General features: G+C 70.3%; 17 protein-coding genes. 6 read left to right on the top strand and 11 right to left on the bottom strand.

The genetic code is table 11. The features are described from left to right. Positions 1-207 precede the first annotated feature (207 nt). The 4 genes from ACIBH4_RS05370 (at position 208) to ACIBH4_RS05355 (ending at position 4135) form a co-directional block, all read left to right on the top strand. Positions 208-993, top strand: coding sequence for a TIGR04222 domain-containing membrane protein (locus tag ACIBH4_RS05370; RefSeq protein WP_362764044.1), 786 nt, complete (start codon positions 208-210; stop codon positions 991-993). A 254-nt stretch (positions 994-1247) separates the two neighbouring features. Further along, positions 1248-1724 carry a hypothetical protein gene (locus ACIBH4_RS05365; protein WP_362764047.1) on the top strand — a complete coding sequence of 159 codons (477 nt, stop codon included), beginning with the start codon at positions 1248-1250 and terminating at the stop codon, positions 1722-1724. Between the two features lie 78 nt (positions 1725-1802). Continuing rightward, a complete protein-coding gene (locus tag ACIBH4_RS05360; RefSeq protein WP_362510049.1) occupies positions 1803-2570 on the top strand; it encodes an isoprenyl transferase in 768 nt (255 codons plus the stop codon). Between the two features lie 221 nt (positions 2571-2791). Continuing rightward, positions 2792-4135 carry a PhoH family protein gene (locus ACIBH4_RS05355; protein ID WP_362509517.1) on the top strand — a complete coding sequence of 448 codons (1344 nt, stop codon included), beginning with the start codon at positions 2792-2794 and terminating at the stop codon, positions 4133-4135. 210 nt (positions 4136-4345) lie between these two features. Here ACIBH4_RS05355 and ACIBH4_RS05350 read toward each other — a convergent pair whose 3' ends face one another. Genes ACIBH4_RS05350 through ACIBH4_RS05340 form a run of 3 tightly spaced genes read right to left on the bottom strand, consistent with a single transcriptional unit; the run spans position 4346 to position 7178 of the window. Continuing rightward, complete coding sequence (locus tag ACIBH4_RS05350) at positions 4346-5080, bottom strand: hypothetical protein (protein WP_362764050.1); 735 nt, start codon at positions 5078-5080, stop codon at positions 4346-4348. Next, positions 5077-6474 (bottom strand): HAMP domain-containing sensor histidine kinase, encoded by a 1398-nt coding sequence (locus tag ACIBH4_RS05345; protein ID WP_362509523.1) that lies wholly within the window; start codon positions 6472-6474, stop codon positions 5077-5079. The genes ACIBH4_RS05350 and ACIBH4_RS05345 overlap by 4 nt, the downstream gene beginning before the upstream one ends. A gap of 29 nt (positions 6475-6503) precedes the next feature. Then, complete coding sequence (locus ACIBH4_RS05340) at positions 6504-7178, bottom strand: response regulator transcription factor (RefSeq protein ID WP_350950292.1); 675 nt, start codon at positions 7176-7178, stop codon at positions 6504-6506. A gap of 303 nt (positions 7179-7481) precedes the next feature. Between ACIBH4_RS05340 and ACIBH4_RS05335 the strand changes: the two genes are divergently transcribed. Beyond that, entirely contained in the window at positions 7482-8237 is a 756-nt protein-coding gene (locus ACIBH4_RS05335; RefSeq protein WP_362509527.1) for a lytic transglycosylase domain-containing protein, read from the top strand. Positions 8238-8297: 60 nt separating this feature from the next. Beyond that, complete coding sequence (locus tag ACIBH4_RS05330) at positions 8298-10274, top strand: glycosyltransferase family 2 protein (protein WP_362509530.1); 1977 nt, start codon at positions 8298-8300, stop codon at positions 10272-10274. Positions 10275-10398: 124 nt separating this feature from the next. Here the strand turns inward: ACIBH4_RS05330 and ACIBH4_RS05325 are convergent, their stop codons facing one another. The 8 genes from ACIBH4_RS05325 to ACIBH4_RS05290 form a co-directional block, all read right to left on the bottom strand. Continuing rightward, positions 10399-11793: a tannase/feruloyl esterase family alpha/beta hydrolase gene (locus tag ACIBH4_RS05325; protein ID WP_399171488.1), complete on the bottom strand. Its 1395-nt coding sequence runs from the start codon at positions 11791-11793 to the stop codon at positions 10399-10401. Beyond that, a complete protein-coding gene (locus ACIBH4_RS05320) occupies positions 11790-12833 on the bottom strand; it encodes an alpha/beta hydrolase (RefSeq protein WP_362509536.1) in 1044 nt (347 codons plus the stop codon). Before ACIBH4_RS05320 ends, ACIBH4_RS05325 begins: the two co-directional genes overlap by 4 nt. Positions 12834-12853: 20 nt before the next feature. Then, positions 12854-14176 (bottom strand): MFS transporter, encoded by a 1323-nt coding sequence (locus tag ACIBH4_RS05315; protein ID WP_362509539.1) that lies wholly within the window; start codon positions 14174-14176, stop codon positions 12854-12856. 150 nt (positions 14177-14326) lie between these two features. Further along, the gene (locus ACIBH4_RS05310; RefSeq protein WP_362764055.1) at positions 14327-16324 is read right to left on the bottom strand and encodes a helix-turn-helix domain-containing protein; all 1998 of its coding nucleotides are present in this window, start codon (positions 16322-16324) and stop codon (positions 14327-14329) included. A 401-nt stretch (positions 16325-16725) separates the two neighbouring features. Next, entirely contained in the window at positions 16726-17472 is a 747-nt protein-coding gene (locus ACIBH4_RS05305) for a 3-hydroxybutyrate dehydrogenase (protein ID WP_362509545.1), read from the bottom strand. Between the two features lie 285 nt (positions 17473-17757). Beyond that, positions 17758-18144, bottom strand: coding sequence for a tautomerase family protein (locus ACIBH4_RS05300; protein WP_362509548.1), 387 nt, complete (start codon positions 18142-18144; stop codon positions 17758-17760). 164 nt (positions 18145-18308) lie between these two features. Next, positions 18309-19700 (bottom strand): class II fumarate hydratase, encoded by a 1392-nt coding sequence (locus ACIBH4_RS05295; RefSeq protein ID WP_362509551.1) that lies wholly within the window; start codon positions 19698-19700, stop codon positions 18309-18311. Between the two features lie 80 nt (positions 19701-19780). Next, positions 19781-21451, bottom strand: coding sequence for a protein kinase (locus ACIBH4_RS05290; RefSeq protein WP_362764058.1), 1671 nt, complete (start codon positions 21449-21451; stop codon positions 19781-19783). Positions 21452-21477: the final 26 nt, after the last annotated feature.

The raw sequence follows: 21477 nt of genomic DNA, 5'->3' as shown, positions 1-21477 counted from the left end.
CGGGCGCCTGTCGTAACAGGGTGTCTTAACGGCGCCTTACCGGGTGCCTTCGAGCCGGATGTGTTCAGCCGGGAGTCGCCGAACCGGAGGTGCCGAGCCGGGTGACCGATATCGGTCGTGCCGGACGGGGCGCGGCAGAAACTTCTGGTCCTCCCCGTTCGTCCACCGGGTAGTGAACCTCAGGCAGGGACCATCCCGGAGGCCGTCATGCAGACCGTACAGATCGTCGTCGTGGTGGGTCTCGCGCTTCTGGGAGTGGCGGGGCTGATCGCGCTGCGCCTCGCCATGCGCCCCTCGCGCGTCTACGAGGGGCCCGAGCTGACGCCGTACGAGCTGGCGCTGCTCGCGGGCGGCCGGTCCAGGGTGGCCGACACCGCGCTCGCCTCGCTGACCGCCGTAGGGGCGGTGAGGGTACGGCGCGACGGGTGGCTGACGCAGGTGTCAGGCCAGGTCGGCGTGCTCACCCAGCCGGTGCAGACCGAGGTCCTCGACCACCTCAGGGGGCAGGCGGGCGGCGTGCCGGTCTGGGCGATCAGGAACGGGGTCGCCCAGGGGGCCGCGGTGACCATGCTGGTCGCGCGGCTGAGGGACCTGGGGCTGATCGACGCGCCCGGTTCGGGACGGGCCGACCCCACCCACCCCAACCGTGCGGGGAAGACCGCGCTGGCCCACTACCGCCTGCGCCACCGCGAGGACAGGTCCCTGCCACCCCGCGCCGGAGACCACGTCGACCATGACGAGCTGAACATCCTGGGCGTCGCCCTGCACGGTCTGAAGCAGTGGGAGGACGGGCGGCTGGCGGGGATCCTGTCCATGGAAGGCCCGCCGCCTCGCGCGCCGCGGCGCGGCTCCTCCCGCCGTGGCGACGCCTCCGGTGCCTCGGGGGGTTCCTCCCATGACGGTGGCGGCGGGGGCTGCGGCGGGGGCTACGGCGACTCCGGTTCGGGTTCCGGCTGCGGCGGCGGAGGAGGTTGCGGCGGGGGCGGCTCCTGAGGACCCCCGACAGGCCGGGTGACGCCGCCTCGGGGACGTGTGCGAGGCGGCGCCGCCGGGGTGGTGTGGTCTTGGGGAGGTGCGTGGGTGGGGACGCCCGGGTGACGCGGTTTTGGGGATGTGCGCCGGGGCCGTCGCCCGGATGGCGGGGACATGGATGGCGTTGATCATGTTTTGGCGGACTGGGGCGGGATACCCTCTCTGAGGTGGGGGGACTGCGTTGTCTTGATGGTTCTTATCTGACCGTTACGCCAGTGGCGTGCCGTGACAGTGCCGGTACGCCGTACGAGATCACCCTGCGGCTCCACCGCGACGGCGCGCTGTACGGCACGGTGGGCGAGCGGTGCGGCTGGTTCCTCACCAGGCTGGCGCGAGGGGTCGCCGAGGCGCGTGCGGGTCACGAGGCCCGGTGGCCCGACCCCGACGACCGCTTTCCCGGCGACGAGGAACTGTTCGCCTTTCGTTACCGGGCCAGGAACGGTGTCGTCGGCGGGGGCGAACTCCGCTGCCAGCTGCGGACCATCCCGATCTGGGTGCCGGGGCGGCGGGGGTCCGGTGGAGAGTGGCGGGTCACCAGAAGGGCGTTCCTGGAGGCGTGGGGCAGCGACGGGATGGGGATGCGCGCCGTTCTGACCTCCTCCGAACTGGGCGTTTTCGTGGAGGCGCTCGTCGCGGAGGCCGAGGAGTGCCTGAGATCTCCCAACCTGGGCAAGGCCGCCAGATCCCTGTAGAGGGGGCCGAGAGGTCCGCGGGGCGGTGATAATTGCCTGTCAGTGCCCATTCGTGGCAGTGCTGAGGGAGGGGCTTCAATGGGCGTGCGAGATCTCGTCTACCGGCTGTACGAACGCCGGCTTGAGTCGAAGCTGTCCCGTCACAAGGAGATGGTTCCCCGGCACGTCGGCGTGATCGTCGACGGCAACCGGCGCTGGGCGCGCTCGATGGGCATCGACGACGTGAGCCGCGGGCATCGCAAGGGCGCGGACAAGATCTCGGAGCTGCTCGGCTGGTGCCGCGAGGCCGGTGTCGAGGTCGTCACCGTGTGGCTGCTGTCGAGCGAGAACATCAACCGCTCCAAGGACGAGCTGGACCTCCTGGTGAAGATCATCGAGGACGTGGTCCAGGAACTCGTGGCCGACGGATGGCACATCAAGCCCATGGGCGCGCTTGATCTTTTACCTGATCACACGGCCCGGGTGCTCAAAAACGCAAAAGAAGCGACATCACATCGTCCCGGTTTGATTGTGAACGTTGCTGTTGGGTATGGAGGAAGGCGTGAGATCGCTGATGCGGTGCGCTCCCTTCTCCAGGAGCACGCGAGCAAGGGCGCAAGTATCGAGGACCTCGTCGAGGTCCTCGATGTCGAGCACATCGCGGAGCATCTCTACACGCGCGGTCAGCCCGATCCGGATCTTGTCATCCGGACATCGGGGGAGCAGCGGCTCTCGGGCTTCCTGCTCTGGCAGAGCGCTCACTCCGAATTCTACTTCTGCGAGGCCTACTGGCCTGACTTCCGCAGGGTCGACTTCTTGCGGGCTCTCCGCTCCTACGCCGCGCGACACCGCAGGTACGGTTCCTGAAATTCCACATGAACGACCCCTTTCGGTCAGTCTTAAGCAGTTGGAAGTCGGGCATTCAGGACGTACCGTAAGAAGTAGGGGAGCACAGCTCACCTACGCCGGAGAGGGCCCGCCTTTGCGTCACGACCTGCTGAGGAGGGCCGGTCAACGGTCCCTGCTCGACGTTCTCGTGAGCGGGCCCCTGGCCGGTCCGCATCCCAGCTCATGGCAGGGCGCCGTGCATGGTGCCCGGGGGAGAACGCGTGGCAAACCCTTCGTCCTCACCCACGTCGCCGGCAGTGCAGCGGCGCACGTACGTCCTGGACACCTCGGTGCTCCTGGCGGATCCAACGGCGATGAGCCGTTTCGCCGAGCATGAGGTCGTCCTCCCGATCGTCGTCATCACCGAGTTGGAGGGCAAACGCCATCATCCAGAGCTCGGATATTTCGCGCGCAAGGCGCTGAGATACCTCGACGAACTCCGGGTGACACACGGACGTCTGGACGAGCCCATGCCGATCGGCGAGGGCACCATCCGGGTGGAGCTCAACCACAGTGACCCGTCCATCCTGCCCGTCGGGTTCCGGCTCGGCGACAACGACACCCGCATCCTGACCGTGGCGAAGACCCTCGCCGCCGAGGGCAACGACGTGGTGCTGGTCTCCAAGGACCTGCCGATGCGGGTGAAGGCCGCCTCCATCGGGCTCGCCGCGGACGAATACCGCGCCGAACTCGTGGTGGAGTCCGGCTGGACCGGCATGGACGAGCTCCAGGTGACCGAGGATGACGTCGAGACCCTCTTCGAGCACGGCACGGCAGACGTGGTCGACGCCCGCGACCTGCCCACCCACACGGGCCTGCGCCTGCTGTCCAGCAGAGGTTCCGCGCTGGGCCGGGTGCTGCCCGACAAGTCGGTACGGCTGGTACGCGGCGACCGCGAGGTCTTCGGCCTGCACGGCCGCTCCGCCGAGCAGCGGATCGCGCTCGACCTCCTCATGGACCCCGAGGTCGGCATCGTCTCGCTGGGCGGCCGGGCGGGTACGGGCAAGTCCGCGCTCGCCCTCTGCGCGGGCCTGGAGGCGGTCCTGGAGCGCCGTCAGCACCGCAAGGTCATCGTCTTCCGCCCCCTGTACGCCGTCGGCGGCCAGGAGCTGGGCTACCTGCCCGGTTCCGAGAACGAGAAGATGGGCCCGTGGGGGCAGGCGGTCTACGACACCCTGGGCGCGGTCACCACGCCCGAGGTGATCGAGGAGGTCATGGACCGGGGCATGCTGGAGGTGCTTCCGCTCACCCACATCCGTGGCCGGTCGCTCCACGACGCCTTCGTCATCGTGGACGAGGCGCAGTCGCTGGAGCGCGGGGTGCTGCTCACCGTGCTGAGCCGGATCGGCGCCAACTCCCGGGTCGTCCTCACCCACGACATCGCCCAGCGCGACAACCTGCGGGTGGGGCGCCATGACGGCGTCGTGGCGGTGGTGGAGAAGCTCAAGGGACACCCGCTGTTCGCGCACGTCACCCTGACCCGCTCCGAGCGCTCGCCGATCGCGGCGCTGGTCACCGAGATGCTGGAGGACATCACGATGTGACGGGGCGTCAGACGCCGCCGGAGCGCGGTCGCGGGGCCGTACGGGCCCGCGACCGCGCTCCGCGCGTTGTGGCTTCGCGCGTTGTGGCTCCGCGCCTCCGGTGGCGGCCGGCGCGTCGGGGCGCCCGCGGATTCCGGTGTCCGTACCCCTGGCGTTCGTGGGATTCCGGTGCCCGGTACGCGCCTGGCCCGGGTGGAGGTACGGGGTCTGTCAGGGCGGCAGCCGCACGCCGGGGGCCGCGAGATTGCGGAACTCGAAGCAGCCCCGGTCGCCCATCGTCTCCGGGGTACCGGGGAAGAGCCGGGTGACCTCGACGCTCCAGATGCTCTCCTGCTTGTTCTGCCGGATGGTGCAGGTGATCTGGGCGAGGGCCTCCTTGGTGACCTTGCCCTGGCCCGTGATGATCACGTTCAGCCGGTAACCCAGGTTGTCGTTCGGCTCGTTGCGCTGATCGATGTTGTCGGTGTTGTCGGAGTAGCGGGTCGTCTTGGTGTCGTAGTGGCTGAAGTCGTTGAGCGCGCTGGTCAGCCCCGCCTTCGGCGGCTGCTTGCCGGCCCGGAAGAGCGTGTCGATGATGTTCTTGGCCGAGTCGGAGACCACCGGGATCTTGACGGGCTCCAGCCGGCCGTCGCGGAGCAGATAGACCGTCACCCAGGTGGGGCTGTAGCTGATCACCGGCGGACGGCCGTAGTCCTGGACCTCGGTGGGGGAGATGCCGCATCCGCCGAGCAGCAGGGAGGCGGAGAGCAGGCAGGCGAGCCACCTCGCACCGGGGACGGCCGGCCGGGCGAGCCACCTCCTGCCGAGGGACGTCATGGGGGTGAGCCGTCTTCCGCCGAGGGCGATCAGGAGGGTGGGCCGTCGTCTCCCGTGGGGGACGGTCGGGAGGGCCGGCCGCCTCCTGTCCGGGGCCGTCGGGGCGTACGGGCGGGTGAGCCGTCTCATGCCGGGGGAAGCCAGACCGTGAAGAGGGTTCCCGGCCGCTGCGCGCGGACCGAGATCGTGCCGCCGTGCAGCTGGGCGTTGGCCCGCGCGATGGACAGGCCGAGCCCGCTGCCGTCACCCCGGGCGCCGGCCTTGTAGAAACGGTTGAACACGAAGGGCAGATCCTTCGCAGGGATGCCCTTGCCGTGGTCGCGCACCTTCACCTCCAGGCCGTTCGGGGTACTGCGGGCGGTCACCATCACCGGGGGCTCACCGTGGCGCAGGGCGTTGCCCACCAGGTTGGCGACGATGACGTCGAAACGCCTGGGGTCGACGGAGAAAGTGAGTCCCTCCGGCACGTTCACCCGTACCCGGTCCGACCAGCCGCGCATGTCCAGGCAGTCGCAGACCACATCCACGATGTTCACGGTGTCCACGTTCAGTGTGGCCGTGCCCGAGTCGAACCGGCTCGCCTCGATGAGCTGCTCGATCAGGGTCCGCAGCCGCTCGATCTCGCGCAGCACGAGCCGCACGGCCGTCGCGGGCTCGGGTGGCAGGCGCTCCGCCTCCTCGGAGAGCATGTCGGTCACCGCGGTCATCGCGGTGAGCGGGGTCCTGAGCTCGTGGGAGACGTCGGCGACGAAACGGCGGGACATCGCCTCCAGCGAGCGCAGCTCGGTGACGCTCCGCTCCAGGGCGGCGGCGGTGTCGTTGAACGTGGCGGTGAGCTCGGCGAGCTCGTCCTGGCCGTGTACGGGCAGGCGGGTGTCCAGGTGGCCCGCTCCGAGCGCTCGGGCCGCCGAGCCGAGCCGCCTCACCGGCAGCAGGAGCTGCCTGGCCGACACCAGGCCCAGGGAGAGGGCGATGATCAGCATGGCGACGCCGGCGACGGCGAGCGGCTGCCGCAGGCCGCTCAGGAGCCGATCCTCCTCGATGAGAGGGGCGAACACGTAGACGATCATCCCGGTGGGCTGCGCGGTGTGTATGGGTTCGATCCGCCAGACGGGGGTGCCGATGAGCAGCCACATGTCGCCGCGGATGGTCATGCGCTTGGCGACCATCCGCTGGGTGGCCCTGGCGGAGAGGTCACCGGGGACGTCCTTGGTGCCGAAGTCGCCGTCGGGGTAGACGTACTCCTCGTAGCGGACCACCACCCTGCCGCCCTGGGGACGCAGGCTCCTCTGCAGCGTGCTGATCTCCTCGTCGGTCGGTGGGCCGTCTCCCGGCCAGAGTCCGCCGACGGGCACCCTGATGCCCTCCAGGGTGTCGCGTACGTCGCTCACGGCCACATGCTCGGCACGTCCGATCATGCGGCTCTTGACGAACTCGTAGCCGATTCCCGCGACGACCGCGGAGGCGGTGACGGCGATCAGGGTAAAAGTGATCACCAGGCGCCCGCGCAGACCGGTGTACATCCACCGGAGCGAGGGAGGGAGCGCCCGTCTCACGGCGGGCTGAACCGGTAGCCGAATCCCCGTACCGTGTGGATGAACTCGGGCTCGGCGGGGACCGCCTCGATCTTGGCGCGGACCCGCTGGACGCAGGCGTCGACGAGCCGGGAGTCGGCGACGTGGGTGTGGTCCCAGACGGCCCGCAGCAGGTATCTGCGGTTGAGCACCTGGCCGGGGTGGCGGACGAGTTCGAGCAGGAGCCGCAGTTCCGTGGGGGTGAGGTGGACCTCGCGGCCCCCCAGCGCCACCTTGAGCGCCCCCCGGTCGATGACCAGGTCGCCGAAGGTGATGCGGTCGGAGGCAACCGACTCCATCCGGCGCAGGACGGCGCGGATGCGGGCGTCCAGCACGCGGGGTTCGACAGGCTTGACCACGTAGTCGTCGGCCCCCGCCTCCAGTCCCACGACGACGTCGAGGTCGTCGCCCCTGGCGGTGAGGAGGATCACCGGCAGCTGGTCGAGCCTGCGGATACGGCGGCACACCTCGACGCCGTCGATGCCGGGCAGCATGACGTCCAGGATGGCGATCTCGGGTCGGCGCGTTCTGATGTGCTCAAGGGCCTCCTCACCGCTGGTGTACGCGGTGACGGAGTGTCCCTGCCGGGTGAGCGCGAGCTCCAGCCCGATCCGGACCGAGGGGTCGTCTTCGACGAGAAGGATGCCTGCCACCGGGTAATCATTCTCCCAAGGCTTGGTTGGTTCCGCTGGGTCACAAAACCCAGACATAACGCAAACAGTACCTGAATTAGGTGGTCAGACCACGATTCGGGCACTTTCATGATCATCGATATGGTCGAAGTGATCCCATAAGGCAAAATGTGAGCAAAATCACTCCCATGCTTTCATTGCCGGGAAAGTAGCCGTGGCCTGGCGGTTATGTCATGAGAAACCCCTACGGGTACGAGCGAGCGCCGACCAACTCTCCCGTTCCGGTTGCGGACCACCCCCCTCCCCACGGCAAGCTCATAGGTCGTGAGTCCAGGATCACAGGAACTTAAGGAGCGCTCGGCGCCCGGTACCCGCCGCGCGAGCCGCAGGGCCGGCAGAGGGAAGGCCGACGCGGGTAAGGCCGACGCGCCCAGTTCGAAGCGCGGCATGACCTCCAAGCGCGCCCTCATCCTGGGCGCCGCGCTCGTGGTCCTGGTGGGTGGAGGCGCCTTCACCGCCTACACCGCCGTTCAGAACGCCTCGGCACCGAAGACGACGCCGCTCACCCTGGACGAGATGGCGCAGATGCTCGGCTCCGACCCGTTCGGCTCGGACCTGGAGTCCGACATGCTGAAGGCCCAGGCCGCGCAGGCGCTCAAGGCCGACAAGATCGCCGCCGAGCGCGACAACCGCAGGGCGCTCAACCAGGTCAAGATCGTTGACGAGGCGCCCGGCGGTGGCGGCTTCAACCCGCAGCAGCTCCCCCCGGGCACCTCCAACCCGACCGGCAACAGGGCACTGGGCAAGCAGATGCTGGACGCCAGGGGCTGGTCCGGCGAGTGGGGCTGCCTGGAGAAGCTCTGGATGAAGGAGAGCGGCTGGAACGAGCGCGCCATGAACACCTCCAGCGGCGCGTACGGCATCCCCCAGTCCCTCCCCGGCCACAAGATGGCGAGCGCGGGAGGCGACTGGCAGACCAACGCGGCCACCCAGATCGAGTGGGGGCTGGGCTACATCAAGGGCCGTTACGGCTCGCCCTGTGGCGCCTGGGCCCATTCCCAGGCCAAAGGCTGGTACTGAGAGACCAGGAGTCGGCAAGTCTGATCGCCTCCCGGCGCCCCGCGCCGCACCCTTGGCCGCATGGACGTGAAGGTCAGCGTGGTGGTGCCGGTGCACAACCCCGGTGATGGCGCCGACGCCTGTATCCGGTCGGTGCTGGAACAGTCGATGGCCTCCGAGGACTACGAGGTCATCTTCGCCGACGACGGCTCCGACGACGGGATCCAGCAGCGCCTCGACACCCTGGCCGCGGTGCGGTCGAACGTCAGGGTGCTCCACATCGAGCGGACCGGCTCGCCGATGCGCGGCCGCAACCTTGCCCTCATGGTCGCCAGGGGCGAGTACGTCTACCTGCTGGACCAGGCCGACCGCCTGGAGAGAGACGCTCTGGAGCGGATGTACGCGCGGGCCGTGGAGACCGGGGCCGACATCCTCCTCGGACGGCTCGTCAACGACCGGAGGCCACCCTCCGCGGTCTTCGACGCCGACCGCGAGAACGCCGACATCGTGAAGGACCGGCTGCTCACGCTGCTCACCCCGCACAAGCTCTTCCGCAGGGCCTTCCTCGACGCGGAGGCGCTGAACTTCTCCGACCCCGGCGGCCTCCTGGCCGAGCAGACCTTCGTGCTCCGCGCCTACCTGCGGGCCGAGAACATCGTCGTCATGGCCGACGGGGTCTGCTGCCACGTCACCGAGCGTCCGGAACCGCCGCAGGACCCCTACGTCTGGGCCGCGGAGCTGCGCGAACTGCTCGACGTCATCGACGACGAGGTCCCCGAAGGCCGTCGGCGCGACCGGATGTACGCCCAGTGGTTCCGCGGCGCGGTGCTGCGACGGCTCGGCGGAAGCAGATTCGTCACCTCCTCCGCGGATCGGGCGGTCACCTTCACGACCCTGCGCGAGCTGGTCGTCCAGCGCTTCCCTCCGCGCCTCGACCTCCTGCTGCCCGTACCGCTGAGGGTCCGCGCCGCACTGCTCCGCGCCGGCAGGCTCGACCAGCTCGTCGTGCTGGCCGGAGCCATGCGCGGTGTCCACCTCCAGGCCGACCTCGACGACCTCGCCTGGGACGACGGCGCGCTCACCCTGCGGCTCACCGTGGAGATGACACAGGCCGACGGCACCCCGATGCGCTTCGTCCCCTACGGAGAGGGCGGCCTGCTCTGGGAGCCTCCCGTTCCCCTCGACGGGCTCCGCCTGCCGCCCGAGATGGCAGACGTCAGCCAGGCCGCGGCCAAGGCGCGGTTCGAGGTCTACGTCAGGCACGAGGACACCGGGACGATCCACTTCCTGCCCTCGGACTGTTCGATGACCCGCTGCCGTCACCGCAACGGGGTCAGGCTCCAGGTCACGGGCACCGCCCGGCTGGACATCGACTCGGCGGCCATGGACGGACCGCTGCCGCCGGGACTGTGGGAGATACACGTGCGCATGTACGGCGGGGTGCAACAGGCGAGCACCCGGGTGACGGGGTCGCCGCTGAACTGCACGGGAATGGTCGCCGACTGCTCCAGGCGGCTCGTCGTCCCCTGGTGGTCCGACAGGGGGGAGCTGGGGATCTGCGTGGAACCGCGCTCGTTCCCCGAGTCGATCGTCCTGGTCTCACCGGGTACGACGGTGATCAGGCAGCACAAGCACGTCTTCGTCGTCGTGCCCGTACCCTACGTACCGCCGAGCGGGGGGCCGCCCGCGGAGCTGGTGTTCCGCCAGGCCGAGGGCAGGGAACGCGAGGTGACCGCGCCCGCGCTGGTCGAGCCCGGTGTCCCGGGGGAGCTGGCGGGGCGGCTGATCGCCAAGATCCCGACCAGGCTCGCGTACCGGGAGGGGTTCCTCGCGCCGGGGATCTGGGCACCGTTCCTGCGGGTCGACGGCGAGGAGACCGGGCTCCGCTTCAAGGTGGAGATGAACCGCGGCGGCCGGGTGGAGATCCACAAATCCGCCGCCGCCAAGCCCTCCGAGCCCTGGTACCCGCTGCTGAAGCGGGTCGCGCTGCGGATACCGCTGGTCAGGAACGCGGTCCGGGTGACCAAAAGCGTCCAGCGGCGCTACATGCTCAACTGATCCGGCCCGGCGCCACACGGCCCGCTGGGGCTGTGCGGCGCCGGGCCGTCATACGGCCGGTCGGTGTGTGTCATACGGTTCCGGAACCGGCCGGTCGAGGTGGTGGGGTGTCAGGGGGGCCGGGTCACACTCTCAGCCGGCACTCGTTGGGCAGGTCGCCGGTCGAGGGCCTCGGCAGCGTCGCGCTCGGCGGCGGGTTCTGCCCGCGCTCCACCCAGCTCTCCAGAGTCTCGAAGGCGCTGCGGAAGCACGGCAGCAACGGGCGGAGCCTGTCGGGGTAGGAGGCGTAGAGGCTGTCCACGTGGGTGCCGTCGGTGATCCGGTAGTAGCGGAACGGCCGGCGATCGCCGACCATGTCCGCGTAGACGTCGCCGGAGCGGGAGATCGGCAGCAGCGTGTCCAGCGTGCCGTGGATCGTGATCAGCGGCTTGCCGATCCGGCCGGTGAGCCCGATCTTCCGCACCGCCGCGTACGGCTTGCGCGCGTCGTAGTCGTAGTCGGCGTCGCAGGCCGGGGTGCCCGAGGAGCAGAAGGGCGTGCCCGCGTCGGTGTCGCCGTCGAAGGAGGGGTCGAGTTCCTCGCGGTAGACGCGCTGGGTCAGGTCCCAGTAGTACTGGTAGTGGAACGGCCACAGGAACTCCGAGCCACGGGCGAAACCCGCGTCGTACATCGCCTGGGTGTCACCCGCCGGATAGGCCCGCAGCGCCGGAGGCAGGTAGTTGAGCAGGTTGTCGCCCTTGACCCGCCAGAGCGTGCCCTCCCAGTCGATCCCGCCGTCGTAGAGCCAGGACCGGTTCTCCAGCTGCCAGCGGACCAGGTATCCGCCGTTGGAGATGCCCGCGGCGTAGGTCCGGTCGGGAAGCCTGCCGTAGCGCTGCGCGACGACGGCCTTGGCCGCGATCGCGATCTGCGTGACCCGGTCGTTCCACTCGGCGACCGCGTCACCGGGCTTGCGGCCGTCCCTGTAGAAGGTGGCGCCGACGTTGCCCTTGTCCGTCACCGCGTAGGCGTACCCCTTGGCCAGCGCCCAGTCGGAGACGGTGAAGTCGTTGGCGTACTGCTCCCGGTTGCCCGGGGTGCCGGTGACCACCAGCCCGCCGTTCCAGTCGTCCGGCAGTCGCAGGACGAACTGCGAGTCGTGGTTCCACCCGTGCGTCGTGTTGAAGGTCGAGGTGTCGGGGAAGTAGCCGTCGATCTGGATGCCGGGCACGCCCTTCGGGTTCACCGCCCCCGCCGGGTGCAGGCCCGCCCAGTCGGCCGGGTCGGTGTGCCCTGAGACGGTCGTGCCCGCCGTCGTGAGGTCGTCCAGGCATGCCTTCACCTGGTGCTCGGCACCCGGCACCGTCACCCGGTCCAGCTTGGCGCAGTGCGCCGGCGCGGTCCCCGCACTCGCCGCGGGCGCCCCGGCGAGGGCCACCAGCGCGGCGAGCCCGACGGCGACGACCCCAGCCACCCGGCCGCGTCCCCCGGCGCCACTTCTCGCGCTGTTTCCAACGCCGCTTTCGCCACTACTACTCATGGTCGGCTCCGCTTCAGGTGGTCGGAGAGGGCGGCGCGGAACTCGGCGGGCCGCTCGATGTGCGGGCTGTGGCCGCAGTCCAGGACGACCTCGGTGTACGGGCCGTACCGCTCCAGGACGGCGCGGGTCTGGGTGACCATCGGCTGCGCGGGGGTGCCGGGCGAGCCGGGGACGGCCCCCAGGGCGCCCAGGTGGGCCAGGTCGAAGAGTGAGGTGTCGGAGATGATCACGTCTGCCTCGCCCCTCACCCACAGGATCGGCGGCTTCGGGTCGATCGTGTGCAGGTCGTCGAGCCGGAAATGCGTCGGGGCGAACGAGTTGAGCACGCCCCGCGTACCGGGACGGACCCCCGGCCACTCCTCCGACGCCACCGCGTCGCCGGGGTAGTTGTCCTCGCCGACCCTCGTGGACAGCAACGACGCGACCAGGGCGTCCTCGTCCTCGATCACCGTGCCTGGCTTCACGTACATGGTCCGCATCACGTTCCTCGGCGAGACCGGGGAGTCGTCGGAGGTGTCCCCCGCCGCGAGCAGCTTCACGAAGTCGGGGTTGGCCGCGCCCGCCCCGGAGCCCGTGCCGTCAGGGTGGTTCAGCACGCCGTCGGGGCCGTGCGTGCCGCCGAAGCCGTACGGGGAGACCGGGTTGACGAGCGTCGCGCTCCGTACGGCGGCCGGCCGGTCGCGCAGCGCCTGCAGCACGACCCCGCCGCCCATGCTCCAGCCGACCAGGTGCACGCGGTCCAGTCCGAGGGCGTCGAGGAGGGCGAGCACGTCGTCGGAGTAGTCCCGCAGGCCACGGGTGGCGTCGACAGGGGCGGGCTCGGTGTCGCCGAAGCCTCGCAGGTCCACGGCGAGCGGTCGGTGGCCCGCCTCGGCCAGGGCGAGCAGCGTGGCCCGCCAGAAGGCGGCGCTCGACACGTTCCCGTGCACGAACAGCACCGTCTCGCCGCTCTCCGAGGCGTTCTCCGTGGCGCTCCCCACGACCGACAGGACATTCTGGGTGATCCGGCCGGTGGGCACCGGCCGGTTCTCGATGTGCATCAGACGTCTCTCCGTACGGTTCAGCGGGTGGTGGTCTTGGCCTCGTCGGGGGTGCCGATGGTGACGAGGTCGCGTCCCCTGGTCTCGCGCGAGACATACACGGTGATCAGGGTGAGCACGGCGGCTCCGGCCACGTACAACATGATCGGGAACGCCGACCTGTAGGTGTCCAGCAGGGCGACCGCGATCAGCGGGGCGAGGGCGCCCGCGACGATCGAGGCGAGCTGCGAGCCGATCGAGACGCCCGAGTAGCGCATCCTCGTCGCGAACAGTTCGGAGAAGAACGCGGCCTGCGGGCCGTACATCGCGCCGTGCAGGATCAGTCCGACGGTCACCGCCAGGGTGACGGCGGCGAAGCTCCTGGTGTCGATCAGCGGGAAGAAGGCGAAGGCCCACAGCCCCACCCCGGCGGCGCCGATCAGGTAGACGGGCCTGCGGCCGAGCCGGTCGGAGAGCGCCCCCCACATCGGGATCGAGACGAAGTGGATGGCCGACCCGATCAGTACCGCGTTGAGCACGAGGGGCTTCGGCAGGCCCGCCTGTGCCGTCGCGTAGACCAGCACGAACGCGGTGATGACGTAGTAGGAGACGTTCTCCGCGAAGCGGGCGCCGATCGCGATGAGGACGTCCCGCCAGTGATACCTGAAGACGTCCACGATCGGCAGGGACGGCGCGGGCTCGGCGTTGGCGACCGCCTGCTGGAAGACCGGCGACTCGCTGATGGAGAGCCGGATCCACATGCCGACCAGCACCAGGACACCGGACAGCAGGAACGGGATCCGCCAGCCCCAGCTCACGAACGCCTCGTCCGTCTGGACCGCCGCCAGCACCGCCAGCACGGCGGTGGCGAGCAGGTTGCCGCCGGGGGCGCCGGCCTGCGGCCAGGAGGCCCAGAAGCCGCGGCGCGCGGCGTCGCCGTGCTCGGAGACGATCAACACCGCACCGCCCCACTCGCCACCGAGGGCGAAGCCCTGGACGAGCCTGAGCAGGGTCAGCAGCAGCGGTGCCGCCATGCCGATCGCCGCGTGGGTCGGCAGGCAGCCGATCAGGAAGGTCGCCCCGCCCATCAGCAGCAGACTGACCACCAGTAGCTTCTTGCGGCCGAGCCGGTCGCCGAAGTGCCCGAAGACCAGCGCACCCAGCGGGCGGGCCACGAAGCCCACCGCGTAGGTCAGGAACGCCAGCAGGGTGCCCGTCAGCGGCTCCGACTCGGGGAAGAACAACTGCGGGAACACCAGTGCGGCGGCGGAGCCGTACAGGAAGAAGTCATACCACTCGATCGTGGTGCCGACGAGACTGGCACCGACGATCTTTCCGATGGGGGTGCGGGTTTTCTCTGCCATCTCACTCACCAGGGGAAGTCGCTGTTGGGGGGATTTCGGCTACCGTACGTAGTGACCGGCGTCACTCCTATGGGTACGACCGCCATAGCCGACAGGTGCCCTATGTGGACGTGTGCGACGGCCCCGCGAGCCGGGCCCGGCACGGCCCGGTCAGCCGCTGAGACGGTGCAGGCGCAGGGCGAGCTGAACCTCCAGCGCCCTGTCGGGGCTCTGCCAGTCGTCGCCGAGGAGCTGGCCGATCCGGTCCAGGCGCTGGGTGACCGTGTTGACGTGGATGTGCAGGGCCTCGCTCGTCCGCGACAGCGAGCCGCCCATGCCGAAGTACGCGGTGAGCGTCTGCACCAGAGCGGTGCCCCTGCGGGCGTCGTAGTCGATCACCGGGCCGAGCACCGAGGCGAGGAACGCCCCGATGTCGCGTCCCTCACCGACCAGCAGCCCGACGAAACCCAGCTCTCTCGCACCGGCGCCCTCCCCGGCCCTCCCCAGGGCCACCAGGGCGTCGGCGCAGCGCTGCGCCTCCCGGTGCGCCGCGGCCACCTCGGCGGTGCCGCGTACGGGCCCTCCGGCGCCCGCCGTGGCCGGATGGCCCAGCGAGGCGCTCAGCTCGGTCGCGACCCGTTTGGCCAGAGGCCCCGGCCGGTCCCCCGGGAGCATCAGGACCACCTCGTCGCCGCGCTGCGCGGCGAGACCGTGGTGCATCGCCGCCTGGGAGGACGCCCAGAACGCGGCACGCTCCCGCCCACCGCCGTGGCGCACCACGACCACCACGTGGTCATGGTCCAGATTCACCCCGACCCGCCGGGCGCGGTCGGCCAGACCGTCGAGCGCGGGCCGCGAGATCAGGTCGTCGAGCAGCTCACCCCTGACCCGGCCCTCCGCCTCGGCCACCGTACGCCTGAACAACAGCAGCAACGCGGTCACCAGCGCGGCCCGCTCCAGGATGCGCTGGTCGGCGTCCGACACCTGGCCGCCGTTGCGAAGCACCAGCGTGCACAGCGGCTCCGCGCCCACGTCCACCGACGCGACCAGCAGGTCTCCCTGCCGTACGCCGCGCCCCAGCGCCCTCGACGAGCGCGCGGCGTCCGCGATCGCGTCCTTGCCCAGCGCGCCGTCCTCCAGTACGCGCGCGTCCCCGGCGATCGGACGCCCGGCGTCGTCGAGCACCGCGAGCGAGCCGCCGAGCACCTCCGTCACCACCGCCGCCACGTCCTCGACCCCGCCGCCGCGCAGCACCAGGCCGGTCATCCGGTCGTGTGCGAGCGCAGCGCGCTCCACGGCCTGGCTGTGCGCGCTCACCTGCCGGTTGGCCTCGCTGAGCTCCTCCAGGGCGTGCCTGGTCTCCTGCAGCAGCCGGGCGTTGTCGATCGCCACCGCCGCGTGCGCGGCCAGCGAGCCCAGCAGCACGACCTCGTCCTGGGTGAAGGGCCGTACGCTCCGGTTGGCCGCGAACAGCACCCCGATCACCCGCGCGCCCAGCTTGAGCGGCACGCCGAGGATGGCGACCAGCCCCTCCTCAAGCACCGCGTCGTCGATGTCGCTCTTGTGCCGGAAGCGCTCGTCGGCGAAGTAGTCGGCGGTCGAGTACGGGGTGGCGGTCTGGGCCACCAGCCCGCCGAGCCCCGCGCCCATGGCGAGCCGCAGCGCCCGGAACTTCGCCGACACCGAGCCGTCGGTCACCCGCATCCAGGTGTCGCCCCGCTCGGGGTCGTGCAGCGTCATGTAGGCGGCGTCGGTGCCGAGCAACTGCCTGGCCCGGTGCACGATGGCCTCCAGAACGGCGTCCAGGTCCCGCAGCCCGGCGAGGTCGCCCGCCGTGTCGAACAGCGCCGACAGCTCCGCCTCACGCTTCGCCCTGCGCCTCAGCAGCGCCCGCACCTTCAGCGCGGCGAGCTTGGCCTCCTCCAGCTCCGCCAGCGCCTCCGCGTCGATCCCGTCGGACCTCGCCGCGAGAACGGGTCCCTCGAACTCGACGGCCGAAGCCTCCCTGGCCAGCAGTTCGAGAAAGACCTGTGTTTGTTGGCGCTGTGTTGTTGGCGACGCCGGCGCGTCGCGGTTCGGCCGCTGTGTTGTTGGCGACGCTAACGCGTCGCGGTGAGGCCGCTCTTGTCCGGCTCCTTCCCTCGTCGAGGAAGATCGCTCGTTCCTCACGACCTCCCTCTCCTCAGTCCAGTCGCCGGCGCGGCCTCACGGGTAGTCCCACTACTGGGGACGCTGGTGCATTGCGGTGAGGCCGCTTTTACCCGGCTCCTTCCCTCGTCGCTCATCCGCTTCGCTCCTGTTGGTTGGCGACGCCGGCGCGTCGCGGTTCGGCCGCTGTTTTGTTGGCGACGCCGGCGCGTCGCGGTGAGGCCGCTCTTGTCCGGCTCCTTCCCTCGTCGAGGAAGGTCGCTCGTTCCTCACGACCTCCCTCTCCTCAGTCCAGTCCCCGGCGCGGCCTCACGGGTAGTCCTCACTGTTGAGGACGCTGGGGCGTTGCGGTGAGGCCGCTCTTGTCCCGCTCCCTCCCTCTTCCCCGGTGCGGTTTCACGGGTTCATGGCGATGTTAGGTGTCAGCGGGCGGTCCAGCCGCCGTCTATGGGGAGGGAGGTGCCGGTGACGAAGGAGCCGTTCGGGCCGCAGAGGTAGGCGACGAGTTCGGCGACCTCCTCGGGTTCGATCAGCCGTTTGACGGCGGCGGGGGCGAGCATGATCTGCTCGATCACCTCGTCCCTGCCGATGCCGTGGGTTCCGGCCTGGGCGCCGATCTGGTTCTCCACCAGAGGGGTGCGGACGTAGGCGGGGTTCACGCAGTTGGAGGTGACGCCGTGGGAGGCGCCCTCCAGGGCGATCGTCTTGGACAGCCCTTCGAGGGCGTGCTTGGCGGTGACGTACGCCACCTTGTAGGGCGAGGCGCGGAGCCCGTGGACCGAGGAGATGTTCACGATCCGGCCCCAGCCGCGTTCGTACATCCCCGGCAGGACCTCCCTGACCAGCAGGAAGGGTGCCTCCACCATCACTTTGAGGATCTTGGAGAACACCTCGGGGGGGAACTCCTCGATCGGGGCGACGTGCTGGAACCCGGCGTTGTTCACCACGATGTCCGTACCGGGCGGGATCGCCCGTACGAAATCCGGTTCCGACAGGTCCGCGACGACGGGTGTGCCCGAAATCTCCGCGGCGACCTTCGCCGCCGCCTCGGGGTCGATGTCGACCACCAGCACGTGTGCTCCGGCCGCGGCCAGCCGGTGCGCGCAGGCGCGCCCGATCCCGCTGCCCGCTCCGGTCACCACGGCTCGCCGACCCGCTAGGTCAATCATGCTGCCGAATCTAGGCAATGACCCGAATCCTGGCCCATGTCGCCCACCCCCACACTCCACCGTACGTTTATGTGGCGGATATCCGCCTGCCTGGTCCCGTCCCGCCACCCGGCTCGGGACACCTCGGTGGCGGAGGGCGGGAAGTGGGTCAACGTCCCGGAAGCCGTCGCGTGAGACGAACGCGGACGTTCAACGATTCGTTGTCTCGATCGCTTTGCCGCTCCTGGCCGCACGGGTTAGGGAGAATGGCTTCCCGGTGCGGGTTCGTGGAGGGACGCGTGGCTCTCAGACGGTGACCGGGTACGTGAGCGTGAGCTCGTCGCCGGGGAGGCCGCGGATGCCCCAGTTGACCTTGGGGGACTCCATGATCACGATCTCCAGGTCCTCGGCGGGAAGGTCGAGGGCGTCGCCGACTCCGGTGAACAAGGCGCGGATCAGCGAGCGTTTGGCCTCGTCCGTCCGGCCGCTGAAACAGACGATCTCCACGATGAGATACCGCTCGCTCCGCTGCGGGCAGATCATGTCCTCGGCGTCCAGCAGCAGGAACCGGTGGAACCGCTTGTCCTCAGGGAGCTTCCAGACGTCCACCAGACAGCCGTGGACAGTGTCGGAGATCTCCTGACGCCGGCCGGACCAGGCGTCCCTGCGGCCGTAGAACTTGATTTGGGTCATGTTTCCGAGTCTCCCAGGAAGCCGACTACGACGCCGACCGGGGAGCCGGTTCACGATCGTGCCGGTTCACGGTCGGCGGTCGGGGCCGCCGGTGCACGTGCCGGACCGGTCACCGGTCCGCGAGGGGGCCTGGGCGCGGTCGGTGACCTGCGGCCGGGCGCGGTCTACGAGGGGGGCCGGGTCATGGACAGGACGTCGAGCAGCTCGTCGAGCCGTTCCTCGGTGAGGGTGCCGTTGGCGACGTGGCCGCGCTCGATGACGACCTCACGGATGGTCTTGCGCTCGGCCAGGGCCTGCTTCGCTATCTTCGCGGCCTCCTCGTACCCGACGTACGGGTTGAGCGGCGTGACGATCGACGGCGACGACTCCGCGTACTCGCGCATGCGGTCGACGTTGGCGGTGATGTCGTGTACGCACCGGTCGGCCAGCAGCCGGGAGGCGTTGGCGAGCAGCCGTACGGACTCCAGGATGTTGCGCGCGATGACCGGGAGCATCACGTTGAGCTCGAACGTGCCGGAGGCGCCGGCGAAGGCGATGGCCGCGTCGTTCCCGATGACCTGGGCGGCGACCATGGTCACCGCCTCGGGGACGACCGGGTTGACCTTGCCCGGCATGATCGACGACCCGGGCTGCAGGTCGGGCAGGTTGATCTCGCCCAGTCCCGCCCGGGGACCGGAGCCCATCCAGCGCAGATCGTTGGCGATCTTGTTGAGCGAGATCGCGACCGTGCGGAGCTGGCCGGAGAGTTCGACGACGGCGTCCCTCGCGCCCTGGGCCTCGAAGTGGTCGGGAGCCTCGGAGAACGGCAGCCCGGTGGTCTGGCGCAGCTTCTCGATGACCTTGGCCGCGAAGCCGGGAGGGGTGTTGACGCCGGTGCCGACCGCCGTGCCGCCCAGGGGCAGCTGGGTGAGGTGCGGGAGCGCGCTCCGCACCCGCCCGATGGCGTTGTCGATCTGCGTGGCGTACCCGCCGAACTCCTGCCCCAGCGTGACCGGGGTGGCGTCCATCAGGTGGGTGCGCCCGGCCTTGACCACGCCCTCGAACTCCAGCGACTTGTCCCGGAGCGCGGTGGCGAGGTGCCGCAGCGAGGGGATCAGGTGGTACGAGACCTCGGTCGCGGTGGCGACGTGGATGGAGGTGGGGAACACGTCGTTGGACGACTGTGAGGCGTTCACATGGTCGTTCGGGTGGACGGGACGACCGAGCCGCTCCTCGGCGAGGGTCGCGATCACCTCGTTGGCGTTCATGTTGGAGGAGGTGCCGGAGCCGGTCTGGAAGACGTCGATGGGGAACTCGCCGTCCCACTCGTTCTCCGCGACGTCGGTGGCGGCCTCGGCGATCGCCTCCGCCAGCTCCTTGTCGAGCACCCCCAGCTCCGCGTTGACCTCGGCGGCGAGCGCCTTGATCAGGCCGAGCGCCGAGATGTGCGGGATTTCCAGCCCGCGCCCCGAAACGGGGAAGTTCTCCACCGCCCGCTGGGTCTGCGCCCGCCACTTCGCCCCCGCGGGAACCCGTACCTCGCCCATCGAGTCATGCTCGATCCGATACTCGCTCATGACCCCAGTCTGCGTCCTGAGGAGGAAATCAAACGGCGGGTACGGGGTCGCCCTCGCGGGACGTTCTCGGAAGGGGGTTCTCAGAAGAGGGCGGCCACCGCGAGGATCATGATCACCACGAGGGCGATCGCCGCCACGCCCATCAGGACGAGGACGCCGATCCGGGTCTTCTCCGACGGCGGTTTCCTCGGCCCGGGGCGACCGGGGTCGGGGTGGGCGTTCTGGCCCGCGATCGCGAACAGGTCGGTGCCCAGGCCGGGGGAGCGGTAGGCGCCGTCGGACGCCTCGGGGCCCGGCGGACGCCAGGGCTGTGAGGAGACCGGCCCCGCATGGTCGGGTGAGCCGCCGACGCCGGGGGGGTTACCGGGACCGGGCCGGTTGCCGGGGACGAGTCTCGGCGGAGGGGGTGCTTCGGATCCCGGGCCTCCCGCGCCGGGCTTCCCGAACTCCGGATCGACCGGCGGGAAGCCGTGTGGCGGGGTGGCGGAGAGATCGGCTCTGCCGCTCACGGGGAACCCGTGGGGTGGCGTCGCCGCGGCCTCGGCTCCTGGCTCCGCGAAGGCCGTCTCGTCCGGCTCCTCGAACGCGCCTGGCCTTCCGAAGGCGCCGGGTCCTCGGGCGACGGGGGTTCCGAGACCGGGAGGGCCCTGCCGTCTCGCGGCCGGACCGCCCGGCTCTCCGAAGGGCGGGCGGTCAGGGTAGGGCGAGGTCGTCGGGCGGCCGGGGGCGGCGGGCGGTGTGCCGCCGGGGATGCGCAGGCCGTCCTTGGGACGGATGACCATCACGGTGCGATTGGCGTCGAAATCGTCGGCGCCGTCCTTGGCGTCCCCGGTGTCCGCCGTGGAAGGGGGCGCGGAGGCCGAGGGGGACGGCGCGGGAGGGGGCGTGGCGGGCGCGGGGACCGGGGGCAGGGAGTCCGCGAGGTGTGAGGGGGTGTCGGCCACCGCCCGCAGCAGTGCCCCCGCCTGGGCGGCTGTCAGCCGCGCCGTGTGGTCCTTCTCCAGCAGCTGTTCGAGCACCGGGCGGAGCGGTCCCGCCTGGGTCGGCGGGTCGACCTGCTCGCTCATCAGCGCGGCCAGGGTCTCCGCCACGGAGGCCCGCTCGTAGGCCGGGCGGCCTTCGACCGCGAAGTACAGCGTGGCGCCGAGGGACCACAGGTCCGACTCGGGCCCGGTGTGCTCGCCGCGGGCCCGCTCGGGTGCGGTGTATCCGGGGGAGCCGATCACCATGCCGGTCTTGGTGAGGCTCGTGTCGCCCTCCGCCTTCGCGATGCCGAAGTCGGTGAGGACCACCCGGCCGCTCTCGGTGATGAGCACGTTGCCGGGTTTGACGTCACGGTGCAGGACCCCTTGGGCGTGGGCCGCGCGGAGCGCCCCCAGCAGGTCGGCCCCGATCTCGGCGACGAGGCGGGGTGGAAGGGGCCCCTCCTCCTCGATCACCTGCTCCAGGGAGCGCGCCTGTACGAGCTCCATGATGATCCAGGGGCTGCCGTCCTCGACGATCGCGTCGTGGACGGTGGCCACCGAGGGGTGGCTGATGCGGGCGGCCGTACGACCCTCGCGGATCATCCGCTCCCGAAGCTCGGCGCGTTGCGCCTCGCTGAGGCCGGGCTCCTGACGGATCTCCTTGATGGCGACCTCACGGCCGAGGGAACGGTCGTGGGCTTTCCAAACGGTGCCCATCGTGCCTCGGCCGAGCGGCGCGATCAGCTCGTAACGGTCCGCGAGCACACGCGTCTGCTGTTCCGGCATGAGAAGAAGATAGCCATTCCACCTTG

The sequence above is a fragment of the Streptosporangium sp. NPDC050284 genome (assembly GCF_044459525.1).
GTDB lineage: Bacteria > Actinomycetota > Actinomycetes > Streptosporangiales > Streptosporangiaceae > Streptosporangium.
The sequence above is the reverse complement of the archived record's forward strand: the minus strand, read 5'-3'. Positions and strand labels throughout refer to the sequence as shown.

Excerpts from the sequence above, each read along its gene's own strand:
- ACIBH4_RS05290 (WP_362764058.1), bottom strand. The coding sequence starts at position 21,451 with ATGCCGGAACAGCAGACGCGTGTGCTCGCGGACCGTTACGAGCTGATC.
- ACIBH4_RS05355 (WP_362509517.1), top strand. The coding sequence starts at position 2,792 with ATGGTGCCCGGGGGAGAACGCGTGGCAAACCCTTCGTCCTCACCCACG.
- ACIBH4_RS05305 (WP_362509545.1), bottom strand. The coding sequence starts at position 17,472 with ATGATTGACCTAGCGGGTCGGCGAGCCGTGGTGACCGGAGCGGGCAGC.
- ACIBH4_RS05350 (WP_362764050.1), bottom strand. The coding sequence starts at position 5,080 with ATGAGACGGCTCACCCGCCCGTACGCCCCGACGGCCCCGGACAGGAGG.
- ACIBH4_RS05300 (WP_362509548.1), bottom strand. The coding sequence starts at position 18,144 with ATGACCCAAATCAAGTTCTACGGCCGCAGGGACGCCTGGTCCGGCCGG.
- ACIBH4_RS05330 (WP_362509530.1), top strand. The coding sequence starts at position 8,298 with ATGGACGTGAAGGTCAGCGTGGTGGTGCCGGTGCACAACCCCGGTGAT.
- ACIBH4_RS05360 (WP_362510049.1), top strand. The coding sequence starts at position 1,803 with ATGGGCGTGCGAGATCTCGTCTACCGGCTGTACGAACGCCGGCTTGAG.
- ACIBH4_RS05315 (WP_362509539.1), bottom strand. The coding sequence starts at position 14,176 with ATGGCAGAGAAAACCCGCACCCCCATCGGAAAGATCGTCGGTGCCAGT.
- ACIBH4_RS05370 (WP_362764044.1), top strand. The coding sequence starts at position 208 with ATGCAGACCGTACAGATCGTCGTCGTGGTGGGTCTCGCGCTTCTGGGA.
- ACIBH4_RS05320 (WP_362509536.1), bottom strand. The coding sequence starts at position 12,833 with ATGCACATCGAGAACCGGCCGGTGCCCACCGGCCGGATCACCCAGAAT.
- ACIBH4_RS05295 (WP_362509551.1), bottom strand. The coding sequence starts at position 19,700 with ATGAGCGAGTATCGGATCGAGCATGACTCGATGGGCGAGGTACGGGTT.
- ACIBH4_RS05325 (WP_399171488.1), bottom strand. The coding sequence starts at position 11,793 with ATGAGTAGTAGTGGCGAAAGCGGCGTTGGAAACAGCGCGAGAAGTGGC.
- ACIBH4_RS05345 (WP_362509523.1), bottom strand. The coding sequence starts at position 6,474 with ATGTACACCGGTCTGCGCGGGCGCCTGGTGATCACTTTTACCCTGATC.